This is a genomic window from Streptomyces sp. NRRL WC-3605 (genome assembly GCF_001509795.1).
In the GTDB taxonomy this organism is placed as follows: Bacteria; Actinomycetota; Actinomycetes; order Streptomycetales; family Streptomycetaceae; genus Streptomyces; species Streptomyces viridochromogenes.
Map to the genome: position 1 here is coordinate 1 of NZ_LLZN01000024.1, position 11,735 is coordinate 11,735.

Sequence of the window (11,735 nt, forward strand, 5' to 3'; positions counted from 1 at the left end):
CACCGGCGGTGTACTGCTCCCGTTCTTCTCCTTCATGACGTTCCTCATCGCCGTTCCGACAGGCGTGAAGTTCTTCAACTGGATCGGAACGATGTGGAAGGGCTCGTTGTCCTTCGAGACACCGATGCTCTGGGCGGTCGGCTTCCTGATCACCTTCACCTTCGGTGGTCTGACCGGTGTCATCCTGGCCTCGCCGCCGATGGACTTCCACGTCTCCGACTCGTACTTCGTGGTGGCCCACTTCCACTACGTCGTGTTCGGCACCGTCGTCTTCGCGATGTTCTCCGGCTTCCACTTCTGGTGGCCGAAGATGACCGGCAAGATGCTCGACGAGCGCCTCGGCAAGATCACCTTCTGGACGCTGTTCATCGGATTCCACGGCACCTTCCTGGTCCAGCACTGGCTGGGTGCCGAGGGCATGCCGCGTCGTTACGCGGACTACCTCGCGGCCGACGGCTTCACCGCCCTGAACACCTTCTCGACGATCAGCTCGTTCGTGCTCGGCCTGTCGCTGCTGCCGTTCTTCTACAACGTCTGGAAGACGGCCAAGTACGGCAAGCCGGTCGGCGTCGACGACCCGTGGGGCTACGGCCGTTCGCTCGAATGGGCGACGTCCTGCCCGCCGCCGCGGCACAACTTCATCACCCTGCCGCGGATCCGTTCCGAATCCCCGGCGTTCGACCTGCATCACCCTGAGATCGCCGCACTCGACCAGCTCGAGAACGCGCCTCACGGTGACAAGGCTCTGGCTGGTGGCAAGGAGGCCGGCAAGTGAAGATCCAGGGCAGGATGTTCATGTGGCTGAGCGTCTTCATCCTCGCCATGGCGATCGTCTATGGCGTGTGGTCGAAGGAGCCGGCCGGTACCACGGCCCTCTTCCTGGCCTTCGGTCTTGCGATCATGATCGGTTTCTACCTGGGCTTCACGGCCCGTCGGGTGGACGCCGGCGCGCAGGACAACAAGGAGGCGGACGTCGCGGACGACGCCGGCGAGGTGGGCTTCTTCAGCCCGCACAGCTGGCAGCCCCTCTCCCTCGCGATCGGTGGCGCTCTCGCGTTCCTGTCGATCGCGGTCGGCTGGTGGCTGATGTACTTCTCGCTGCCGATGATCCTCATCGGCATCTGGGGCTGGGTCTTCGAGTACTACCGCGGTGAGAACCGCACCCAGTGACCTGAGCTCGCAGCACCGGAAGCCCGGATCCTCCGTCAGGAGGGTCCGGGCTTCCCGCGTCCGCCCCGCTCCCCGTCACCCGAACGCATGACTCGGCGCGCCGCCCCCGACGCCGGTTCCTAGCGTGGGTCCATGAGCCAAACACCGCGCACCAGCACCGTCATAGGCTGCGCGCTGCTGCTGATCGCGCTCGGCGCGAGTGCCGCAGGCTGCAGCAGCGACGGCAACCCGCTCTCCGCCGAGCCGTACGACGCGGCGGAGCAGATCGCCTTCAACGGCCCCATAGGCGACGGCCGGAAGGTCGACCCGGACAAGCCCCTGGAGATCACGTCCGAGGACTCCGACGGCCGGATCACCGACGTCGTCGCCCAGGACGCCACAGGACGGCGTGTGGCGGGCGAACTCTCCGCCGACGGCACCCGGTGGCACAGCACGTCCCCGCTGGCCGCCGACGCCCGCTACACGGTCCGGGTGAGCACGGAGGACGAGGACGGCGCCCCCGGCCGCCGGGTCGTCACCTTCGACACCAGCAGGCCGGCCAGCAAGAAGCAGCTGACCGTCACCTTCGGCCCCCGGGCCGGCAAGTACGGCGTGGGCCAGCCCGTCACCGCGAAGCTGAGCGCGCCCGTCACGACCAAGGAGCAGCGGGCCACGGTCGAGCGGGCCCTGCGGGTGGAGTCCGTACCCGCCGTCGACGGCGCCTGGCACTGGGTCGACGACCAGGAACTCCACTACCGGCCCAAGGACTACTGGCCGGCCGGCGCCACCGTCCGGGCGCTCAGCAACCTGGAGGGCATCCGGGTCGGCGACCGTCTGCGGGGCGGCAGGTCCAAGCCCCTCACCCTCGACATCGGCGACCGTGTCATCGCCGTCACCGACGCCGCGTCGCACGTGATGACCGTCTACCGCAACGGCGAGGTCGTCCGCGAGATCCCGGTCACCACGGGCAAGCCCGGCTACGACACGCGCAACGGCGTCAAGGTCGTCCTGGCCAAGGAGGGCACCGTTCGGATGACGAGCGCGAGCATAGGCTCGTCCGACTTCTACGACCTGATCGTGCATCACTCGGTACGCCTCACCAACAGCGGTGAGTACGTCCACGCCGCCCCCTGGTCGACGGGCTCCCAGGGCTACGCCAACGTCAGCCACGGCTGCACGGGCATGAGCAACGACAACGCCGCCTGGTTCTACGACACCATCAAGGAGGGCGACGTCGTCGAGGTGGTGAACTCCGGCGGCGAGATGATGGCGCCCTTCGGCAACGGCTACGGCGACTGGAACCTCAGCTGGCGCAAGTGGCGCGTCGGCAGCGCCCTCGTGGGCGGCACGCCGGACGGCCCCAGCCCGGCCGAACGGGCCAGGCTGAGACCGCAGAACGTCTGACCGGGACGCCCAAGGGTCCCGTGCGGGCCTCCTAGGCGCTCTGGAGGCGCTTGGTGCGCAGCAGGGAGGCCAGGGCCTGCGCGAACTCCACGGGCTCCACAGGGAGCGTCACGGCCGCCTCGGCGCGGCTCCAGGTGGCCAGCCACGCGTCCTGCGGGCGTCCCATGAGGAGCAGCACGGGCGGGGCCTCGAACACCTCGTCCTTGATCTGCTTGCACAGCCCCATGCCGCCCATCGGCACGGCCTCGCCGTCCAGGACGCAGACGTCGATCCCGCCCTTGTCCAGCTCCGTGAGTACGGCGGCCGGCGTCGCGCACTCCACGAACTCCACCACCGGCACGTCCGGTGCGGGCCGGCGCCCGGTGGCGAGCCGCACCTGCTCGCGGGTGTTGGAGTCGTCGCTGTAGACCAGCACCGTGGCGGTCGGCTGCATGGGTTCCTCCGTGACGTCGGCGTCGTAAGGACAGGGCCCGTTGGGCCGGATGCTACTCCCTTGAACACCACGTCAACACCGGTACGAACGGGGAAGACACTCCGAACGGCACCCCCCGGAGTGAGGGCGGGATAAGCGACCGACATAATGTCGGTCGTGGCGACAGCAACGACAGTAGAAACCGGGCACGCGCACCCGTCGGTCAACAGGCCGAACCTCACCAGCGTCGGAACCATCATCTGGCTGAGTTCCGAGCTGATGTTCTTCGCGGCCCTCTTCGCGATGTACTTCACCCTGCGATCGGTGACGGGACCCGAGTTCTGGGCAGAGAAGGCCGAGGCCTTGAACTTCCCGTTCTCGGCGACGAACACCACGATCCTGGTGCTCTCCTCACTCACCTGCCAGCTCGGCGTCTTCGCCGCCGAGCGCGGTGACGTGAAGAAGCTCCGGGGCTGGTTCATCGTCACCTTCATCATGGGTGCGATCTTCATCGGCGGTCAGGTGTACGAGTACACCGAGCTGGTCAAGCACGAGGGCCTCTCGCTCTCGTCGGACCCGTACGGCTCGGTGTTCTACCTGACCACCGGCTTCCACGGACTGCACGTGACAGGCGGCCTCATCGCCTTCCTGCTGGTCCTCGGCCGCACCTACGCGGCCCGGAGGTTCACGCACGAACAGGCGACCGCTGCGATCGTCGTGTCCTACTACTGGCACTTCGTCGATGTCGTCTGGATCGGCCTCTTCGCCACGATCTACATGATCAAGTAGCCGGGCCCGATCCCGCGCGCGTTCCACCAACGCACCTACCAGAAGCATCGACGCAGAAGATCCTGACACCGGGGTAATCCGTGAAAAAGCTCTCCGCACGACGACGCCATCCGCTGGCGGCAGTCGTCGTCCTACTCCTCGCGCTGGCGTGCACGGGGGGGCTGTACGCCGTGTTCGCGCCCGCGGACAAGGCGCAGGCCGAGGAATCCGCCCAGTCCCTCACCATCGAGGAGGGCAAGAAGCTCTACACCGTCGGCTGCGCCAGCTGCCACGGAACCGATGGTCAGGGCACCTCCGACGGGCCGAGCCTGGTGGGCGTCGGCGCGGCCGCCGTGGACTTCCAGGTCTCGACGGGCCGTATGCCGGCCGCCACCTCCCAGGGCGCCCAGGTCCCGAAGAAGAAGAACATCTACTCGCAGGCCGAGATCGACCAGCTCGCGGCGTTCATCGCCTCCCTCGGTGCCGGTCCCAACGTCCCGACGAAGGACCAGTACGACCCCGAGGGCGCGGACATCGCCAAGGGCGGTGAGCTCTTCCGCAACAACTGCGCCCAGTGCCACAACTTCACCGGCAAGGGCGGCGCCCTGACGAAGGGCAAGTACGCCCCGAGCCTGGAGGGCGTCGAGCCCAAGCACATCTACGAGGCCATGCTCACCGGCCCGCAGAACATGCCGTCCTTCCCCGACACCACCATGTCGGAGCAGAACAAGAAGGACATCATCGCGTACCTGCACGCGGTCAACAGCGACGAGACGGAGAACCCGGGCGGTCTGGAGCTGGGCGGCCTCGGGCCGGTCAGTGAGGGCCTCTTCGCCTGGATCTTCGGCCTCGGTGCCCTGATCGCGGTCGCCATCTGGGTCGCAGCTCGGACCGCAAAGGCCAGGAAGTCATGAGTAGCCAAGACATCCCAGAAGAGAAGTCGCCCGCTGAGCAGGGCGCCCACGTCGCGGTGGCGGACGAGAAGCACCCGTTCGCCGACCCCGGGCTGCCTCCTCACGAGCACCGGATCCAGGACGTCGACGAGCGGGCCGCCAGGCGGTCCGAGCGCACGGTCGCCCTGCTGTTCACGGTCTCCATGCTGGCCACCGTCGGCTTCATCGCCTCGTACGTGGCGATCCCGCACGACAAGTCGATCTTCGTCTTCCCGATCGGTCACCTCAACGCGCTGAACTTCGCGCTGGGTCTGACCCTCGGCCTGGCCCTGTTCAGCATCGGCGCGGGCGCGGTCCACTGGGCCCGCACCCTGATGTCGGACGTCGAGGTCGCGGACGAGCGGCACCCGATCGCCGCGGAGCCCGACGTCAAGGCCAAGGTCATGGCCGACTTCAAGCAGGGCGCCAAGGAGTCGGCCCTCGGCCGCCGCAAGCTGATCCGCAACACGATGTTCGGCGCGCTGGCCCTGTTCCCGCTCTCCGGCGTCGTGCTGCTGCGCGACCTCGGCCCGCTGCCCGGCACCAAGCTGCGCCACACGCTGTGGTCCAAGGGCAAGCTGCTCGTCAACATGAACACGAACGAGCCGCTGCGTCCCGAGGACGTCGCGGTCGGTTCGCTGACCTTCGCCAAGCCCGAGGGCCTGGAGGAGGACGACCACGAGTTCCAGAACGAGATCGCCAAGGCGGCCCTGATGATCATCCGGCTCCAGCCGGACGACATCAAGGACAAGCAGGAACTCGACTGGTCCTACCAGGGCATCGTGGCGTACTCGAAGATCTGCACCCACGTCGGCTGCCCGATCTCCCTGTACGAGCAGCAGACGCACCACGCGCTCTGCCCCTGCCACCAGTCCACCTTCGACCTCTCCGACGGCGCCAAGGTCATCTTCGGCCCGGCCGGTCACCCCCTGCCGCAGCTGCGCATCGGTGTGAACGACGAGGGCTACCTCGAGGCGCTCGGCGACTTCACGGAGCCCGTCGGTCCTGCATTCTGGGAGCGCGGATGAGCACTTCAGAGACCACCGAGTCCCGCTCTCGCGGGAAGGCGCCGGCCGGCGAGCGCGTCGCCGACTGGGCCGACGGCCGCCTGGGGATCTACTCCCTGGCCAAGGCCAACATGCGCAAGATCTTCCCCGACCACTGGTCGTTCATGCTGGGTGAGGTCTGCCTCTACAGCTTCATCATCATCATCCTCACGGGTGTGTACCTGACGCTGTTCTTCCACCCGTCGATGAACGAGGTGGAGTACCACGGCAGCTACGTCCCGCTGCAGGGCCAGCTGATGAGTGAGGCGTTCAGCTCCACGCTGCACATCTCGTTCGACGTGCGTGGCGGTCTGCTCATCCGGCAGATCCACCACTGGGCGGCGCTGATCTTCCTCGCCGGCATGTTCGTGCACATGATGCGTGTGTTCTTCACGGGCGCGTTCCGCAAGCCGCGTGAGATCAACTGGCTGTTCGGCTTCCTGCTGTTCGTCCTGGGCATGTTCACCGGTTTCACCGGCTACTCGCTCCCGGACGACCTGCTCTCCGGCACCGGTGTCCGCTTCACCGAGGGCGCGATCCTGTCCATGCCGATCGTCGGCACGTACATCTCGTTCTTCCTCTTCGGCGGCGAGTTCCCGGGTGTCGACTTCGTGGCCCGGTTCTACTCGATCCACATCCTGCTGCTGCCGGGCATCATGCTCGGCCTGGTCGTCGCCCACCTGATCCTGGTCTTCTACCACAAGCACACGCAGTTCGCGGGTCCCGGAAAGACCAACAAGAACGTCGTCGGCATGCCGCTGCTGCCGGTCTACATGGCCAAGGCCGGAGGCTTCTTCTTCCTGGTCTTCGGTGTCATCGCGGTCATCGCGGCCATCGCGCAGATCAACCCGGTCTGGGCCATCGGCCCCTACCGTCCGGACATGGTCTCCACCGGCGCCCAGCCCGACTGGTACATGGGCTTCGCCGAGGGTCTGGTCCGGTACATGCCGGGCTGGGAGATCAACCTGTGGGGTCACACGCTGGTCCTCGGCGTGTTCATCCCGCTGGTCCTCTTCGGCGTGGTCCTCGCGGCGATCGCGGTCTACCCGTTCATCGAGTCCTGGGTCACCGGCGACAAGCGCGAGCACCACATCCTGGACCGCCCGCGCAACGCCCCGACGCGCACCGCGTTCGGCGTCGCCTGGATCACGGTGTACATGGTCGGTCTGGTCGGCGGTGGAAACGACCTGTGGGCCACCCACTTCCACCTGTCGATCAACGCGGTCACCTGGTTCGTCCGGATCAGCTTCTTCGCCGGACCGGTCCTCGCGTTCATCATCACCAAGCGGATCTGCCTCGGCCTCCAGCGCCGGGACAAGGACAAGGTGCTGCACGGCCGCGAGTCGGGCATCATCAAGCGCCTGCCGCACGGTGAGTTCATCGAGATCCACGAGCCGCTCAGCCAGGACGCGATGTACACGCTCACCGCGCACGAGCAGTACAAGCCGGCCGAGATCGGCCCGACGGTCGACGAGAACGGCGTCGAGCGCAAGGTGAAGGCGTCCGAGAAGCTGCGCGCCAAGCTCAGCAAGTCGTACTACGGCCCGGACAGCCAGATCCCGAAGCCGACCGTCGACGAGTACAAGGAGATCACGAGCGGCCACGGCCACCACTGATCGCTGCACCGCCACACACGGCAGAGGGGCCCCGTCCGGTCTTCGGACGGGGCCCCTCTCCGTGTCCGGCGCCTGGATAGGGTGGACCTCGTTGAGACCGATGTCCCGCAGTGCGGGACACCTGACCCTGGAGCGGCTTATGAGCGCTGTGACCCCCGCTGGAGGCGACACCGCGGCGGGCCGTTCCTGGCCCGAGGTCCTGAGCGCCCTGCTGGCCGGCCGGGATCTGAGCGCCGCCGACACCGCCTGGGCGATGGACCGGTTCATGAGCGGCGAGGCGTCCGACGCGCAGATCGCCGGCTTCATGGTCGCCCTGCGCGCCAAGGGCGAGACGGTCGAGGAGATCAACGGCCTGGTCGAGGCGATGTACGCGCACGCGCAGCCCCTGGACATCCCCGGGCCCGCCGTGGACATCGTGGGCACGGGCGGCGACCGGGCCAAGACGGTCAACATCTCCACCATGTCCGCCGTCGTGATCGCCGGTGCCGGGGCCAGGGTCGTCAAGCACGGCAACCGCGCCTCGTCCTCCGCGAGCGGCTCCTCCGACGTGCTGGAGAAGCTGGGGATCAACCTGGACCTGTCCCCCGAAGGGGTGGCCCGGGTGGTCGACGAGGCCGGGATCACCTTCTGCTTCGCCGCCAAGTTCCACCCCTCCATGCGGTTCGTCGGCGGGGTGCGCCGGGACCTCGGCATCCCGACCTCGTTCAACCTGCTCGGCCCGCTCACCAACCCGGCCCGGGTCAGCGCCTCGGCCATCGGGTGCTTCGACACGCGGATGGCGGGGCTGATCGCCGGTGTCCTCGCCGAGCGGGGCTCGTCCGCGCTGGTGTTCCGCGGCGACGACGGCCTCGACGAGCTGACGACGACGGCCACCTCCCGCGTGTGGGTGGTCCGCGACGGCGCGGTCCGCGAGGAGAGTTTCGACCCGCGTGACGTCGGCGTCGAGCTGGTGCCGGTGGAGGCCCTGCGCGGCGCCGACGCCTCCTACAACGCGGAGGTCGCCCGGCGGCTGCTGGACGGGGAGACCGGGCCCGTCCGGGACGCCGTCCTGCTCAACTCGGCCGCCGCGCTGGTCGCCCTGGAGCCGACGGAGGCCCCGCTGACCGAGCAGATCCGGCTCGGCATGGGGAAGGCCGCCGAGTCCATCGACTCCGGCGCGGCGAAGCGGACGCTGGAGCGCTGGGTGGCCGCCAGCAACGCCTGACGAACGAGACGTCGTCCCGCGATCCGGACATGGGTTGCGGGACGACGATCATCTCGGTACGTTCCCGTACCAGGTCATGAGTGACAGTCATGAGGCCCCGGCCGACTGTCCGGCAACCCTCCGTCCGTGGCGGGGTGCCCCGGGTGAAGACCAGGCCGCAGGCAGCGAGGTCTGCGGCAAGCGCGGATCCCTCACGATTCCAGGGATCCTGGTCGTCGAGGAGTCTTCCGTGAGCAAGCGAATGCGATAGGGCCGCCGAGCCCCGCCTCCGCACACCCTTCTTCACCTTCACCCTTTCTCTCACGGGAGTTCCGTCATGTCCGTCTCCAGCGCTGCCTCCGTCCAGGACATTTGTTCCCCGCTGCCCGTTCTGGGCGGCGACGTCACCGTCCCGCTCGTCACCGGTGGCGAGGTCGCCTACGCCGCCCTCGACTACGCCGCCAGCGCCCCCGCCCTCCAGCGCGTCTGGGACGACGTGGCGGCCTACGCGCCGTACTACGGCAGCGTCCACCGGGGCGCCGGGTACCTCTCGCAGCTCTCCACCGACCTGTTCGAGAACGCCCGCCGGACCGTCGCCGAGTTCCTCGGCTGCCGCGACGACGACCAGGTCGTCTTCACGCGCTCCACCACCGACTCGCTCAACCTGCTCGCCGGCGCGCTCCCGGCCGGCTGCCAGGTCTTCGTGTTCGAGACCGAGCACCACGCCTCCCTGCTGCCGTGGCGCGACGCCCGGGTCACCTACCTCGACGCGCCCCGCACCCCCGGCGAGGCCGTGCGGACCCTGGAGCACGCCCTGGCCGACCGCGACCCCTACGGACCCGCCCTGGTGTGCGTCACCGGCGCCTCCAACGTCACCGGCGAGCTGTGGCCCGTACGGGAGCTGGCGGCGGCCGCGCACGCGCACGGCGCCCGGATCGTGCTCGACGCCGCGCAGCTCGCCCCGCACCACCCGGTGAGCGTCCGCGACCTGGACGTCGACTGGGTCGCCTTCTCCGGGCACAAGCTGTACGCCCCGTTCGGCTCCGGCGTGCTCGCGGGCCGCGCCGACTGGCTGCGGGAGGCGGAGCCGTACCTCGCGGGCGGCGGCGCCAGCCGTACGGTGGCCCGGCGCGAGGACGGGGGAGTGGAGGTCGAGTGGCACGACGGTGCCGCCCGCCACGAGGCCGGCTCCCCGAACGTCATCGGCGCCTACGCCGTCGCCTCCGCCTGCAAGGCGCTCACCGAGGCCGGCTTCGACAGCCTGGTCGCCCGGGAGCGGTACCTGATCGAGAAGGTGCGGGCGGGTCTCGCCGAGGTGCCCGAGGTGCGCGTGCTGTCGCTGTTCGGCGACGACGCGCCGCGCGTCGGCGTGATCTCCTTCGTCGTGGAGGGCTGGAACAGCTCGCACTTCGCTGCCGCCCTGTCCGCCGAGTACGGCATCGGCGTCCGCGACGGACTGTTCTGCGCGCACCCGCTGGTGCGGACCCTGCTGGGCGGCGACCCGGGGACCCAGGGGGAGTGCGGCTCCCCGGAGGCGGCGCCGGGCGAGAAGTCCCTCAACGCGATCCGGGTCAGCTTCGGCGCCGGGACGCCGGACGAGCACGTCGAGCGGTTCGTCACGGCCGTGCGGGAACTGGTGACGGACGGCGCACGGTGGAACTACCGGACCGAGAACGGCCGTTGCGTGCCCGACACCTCGGCCTGAGCGGCCCGCGCCCGGCGGCGCCGGCTCGGCCGGCGCCGCCGGGCAACCGCAGGGGAACGCCGTCTCAGCTGTCGAGGCCGATGGCGAACGCGGCCTCCAGGTCGTGCTGGGAGTAGGTGCGGAAGGCGACGTGCGTGTCGGTGCCCTCGACCCCGGGGATCTTGCTGATCCGGCCCGGGATGACCTCCGCCAGGTCCTCGTGCCGCTTCACCCGCACCATGGCGATCAGGTCGTAGGTGCCGGTGACCGAGAAGACCTCGCTGACGCTGTCCAGCGACGCGATCCGCTCGGCGATCTCGGGGATCCGGTCCACGCTGGTCTTGATGAGGACGATCGCGGTGATCACGGTTTGTTCTCTCCCTCAGGGGCCGGAGCTCGGGTGCTCCTCACTCTAGTGCGCCGCCCGAACCGCGCCCACGCGTAGCCGAAGCCCAGGCCGAAGCCCACCAGGTGCGCCAGGTAGGCCACCCCCGGCCCCGCTCCCGCCCGGCTCGCGGCGACCCACTGCACGGCCACCCAGAAGGGCAGCACGACCCAGGCGGGGAAGCGCAGCGGCAGGAAGAGCAGGAACGGCAGCAGGCTTGTCACCCGTGCCGTGGGGAACAGGAAGAGGAACGCGCCGAGGACCGCCGAGATCGCCCCGGACGCGCCGACCAGAGGCTGGGCGGAGTCGTCGTTCGCGGCGGCGTAGCCCAGCAGGGCCAGATATCCGCAGCCCAGGCAGAACAGCGCGAACTGCACCCGGCCCATCCGCTCCTCGGTCATCGCGCCGAACACGTAGAGGAAGAGCATGTTGCCGAGCAGGTGCACCCAGCTGCCGTGCACGAACGAGGCCGTGAGCGGGGTCAGCGCCGCCCGGGGCGTCCCCGCGAAGAGGTCGGCGGGCACCACGCCCCAGCGGTGGAAGTAGGCCCGCTGCGCGGCGACCAGCTCCTCGCCGGAGCCGAACGCCGGGTTCAGCCCGGCCGCCGGGCCGGCCAGGAACAGCGCGGCGCACAGGACGATCAGGGTGTGCGTCACCGGTGCCGACCGTCTGCGGCCCGCGGGGCCGGAGCGGGCCGGGGAGCGTGCCGGACGCCAGGTGCGGATCATGAATACAGAGCATGATGTAACGGGACGCACTCCCGCAGACCGCCTCGCCGCCGTGGACGGACGGGCGGCGAGTACCCGCCAGGCCGTAGGGTTACGAGCCACACGCCCCGGCAGCCCGGGGCGTCGCGGACAATAGAAGGCCTAGAAGGAAAGAGCGCGGTCACGATGACGGTTCCCCTGCCCACCGGGACGACGCGGTGGCGCTGCACCCTCTGCGGCAACCTCACCCGCTTCGACGTGACGCGTTCGTCCAAGGTCGTGGAGTACGTCCACCTCGATCTGGCCGGCGAGCCCAAGGTCGAGGAGCGCGAGGTGCTCAGTGAGACGATCGAGTCGGTGCGCTGCCGCTGGTGCAACGCCGTGGACAAGGTGGAGCTCGTGGACAGGCCGGGCGCCGATTCCTGACGGGGACGGCACCGCACACGTAT

At 69.0% G+C, this 11,735-nt stretch carries 13 protein-coding genes and 1 riboswitch; of the genes, 10 read left to right on the forward strand and 3 right to left on the reverse strand.

The features are described from left to right. The 3 genes from ADL34_RS04995 to ADL34_RS05005 all read left to right on the forward strand — a co-directional run. Positions 1-775 (forward strand): cytochrome c oxidase subunit I (locus tag ADL34_RS04995; RefSeq protein ID WP_199835524.1); only part of this gene is annotated, 775 nt, incomplete at its 5' end. After that, the gene (locus ADL34_RS05000; protein ID WP_062674827.1) at positions 772-1,170 is read left to right on the forward strand and encodes a cytochrome c oxidase subunit 4; all 399 of its coding nucleotides are present in this window, start codon (positions 772-774) and stop codon (positions 1,168-1,170) included. The genes ADL34_RS04995 and ADL34_RS05000, both read left to right, overlap by 4 nt. A gap of 132 nt (positions 1,171-1,302) precedes the next feature. Further along, positions 1,303-2,553: a L,D-transpeptidase gene (locus ADL34_RS05005; protein ID WP_062674829.1), complete on the forward strand. Its 1,251-nt coding sequence runs from the start codon at positions 1,303-1,305 to the stop codon at positions 2,551-2,553. A gap of 31 nt (positions 2,554-2,584) precedes the next feature. Here ADL34_RS05005 and ADL34_RS05010 read toward each other — a convergent pair whose 3' ends face one another. Next, positions 2,585-2,986 carry a hypothetical protein gene (locus tag ADL34_RS05010; RefSeq protein WP_062674831.1) on the reverse strand — a complete coding sequence of 134 codons (402 nt, stop codon included), beginning with the start codon at positions 2,984-2,986 and terminating at the stop codon, positions 2,585-2,587. Between the two features lie 147 nt (positions 2,987-3,133). Here ADL34_RS05010 and ADL34_RS05015 point away from each other — a divergent pair, with 147 nt between their 5' ends. The 6 genes from ADL34_RS05015 (at position 3,134) to ADL34_RS05040 (ending at position 10,215) form a co-directional block, all read left to right on the forward strand. Next, on the forward strand, positions 3,134-3,754 hold the full coding sequence (locus ADL34_RS05015; protein WP_055624516.1) for a cytochrome c oxidase subunit 3: 621 nt from the start codon (positions 3,134-3,136) through the stop codon (positions 3,752-3,754). An 80-nt stretch (positions 3,755-3,834) separates the two neighbouring features. Beyond that, complete coding sequence (locus ADL34_RS05020) at positions 3,835-4,647, forward strand: c-type cytochrome (RefSeq protein ID WP_062674833.1); 813 nt, start codon at positions 3,835-3,837, stop codon at positions 4,645-4,647. Continuing rightward, on the forward strand, positions 4,644-5,693 hold the full coding sequence (locus ADL34_RS05025) for a ubiquinol-cytochrome c reductase iron-sulfur subunit (protein ID WP_062674835.1): 1,050 nt from the start codon (positions 4,644-4,646) through the stop codon (positions 5,691-5,693). Before ADL34_RS05020 ends, ADL34_RS05025 begins: the two co-directional genes overlap by 4 nt. Then, a complete protein-coding gene (locus ADL34_RS05030) occupies positions 5,690-7,327 on the forward strand; it encodes a cytochrome b (RefSeq protein ID WP_062674837.1) in 1,638 nt (545 codons plus the stop codon). The genes ADL34_RS05025 and ADL34_RS05030 overlap by 4 nt, the downstream gene beginning before the upstream one ends. A gap of 139 nt (positions 7,328-7,466) precedes the next feature. Further along, the gene (trpD, locus tag ADL34_RS05035) at positions 7,467-8,531 is read left to right on the forward strand and encodes an anthranilate phosphoribosyltransferase (RefSeq protein ID WP_062674838.1); all 1,065 of its coding nucleotides are present in this window, start codon (positions 7,467-7,469) and stop codon (positions 8,529-8,531) included. Positions 8,532-8,603: 72 nt separating this feature from the next. Next, a riboswitch (SAM riboswitch) is annotated at positions 8,604-8,720 on the forward strand. A 127-nt stretch (positions 8,721-8,847) separates the two neighbouring features. Next, positions 8,848-10,215, forward strand: a complete 1,368-nt coding sequence (locus ADL34_RS05040) for an aminotransferase class V-fold PLP-dependent enzyme (protein WP_062674840.1) — start codon at positions 8,848-8,850, stop codon at positions 10,213-10,215. 64 nt (positions 10,216-10,279) lie between these two features. Here the strand turns inward: ADL34_RS05040 and ADL34_RS05045 are convergent, their stop codons facing one another. Further along, the gene (locus tag ADL34_RS05045) at positions 10,280-10,561 is read right to left on the reverse strand and encodes an Lrp/AsnC family transcriptional regulator (protein WP_062674842.1); all 282 of its coding nucleotides are present in this window, start codon (positions 10,559-10,561) and stop codon (positions 10,280-10,282) included. Beyond that, the gene (locus ADL34_RS05050) at positions 10,558-11,307 is read right to left on the reverse strand and encodes a rhomboid family intramembrane serine protease (protein WP_062674844.1); all 750 of its coding nucleotides are present in this window, start codon (positions 11,305-11,307) and stop codon (positions 10,558-10,560) included. The genes ADL34_RS05045 and ADL34_RS05050 overlap by 4 nt, the downstream gene beginning before the upstream one ends. A gap of 165 nt (positions 11,308-11,472) precedes the next feature. Between ADL34_RS05050 and ADL34_RS05055 the strand changes: the two genes are divergently transcribed. Then, positions 11,473-11,712, forward strand: coding sequence for a hypothetical protein (locus ADL34_RS05055; protein WP_062674846.1), 240 nt, complete (start codon positions 11,473-11,475; stop codon positions 11,710-11,712). Positions 11,713-11,735 lie beyond the last annotated feature (23 nt).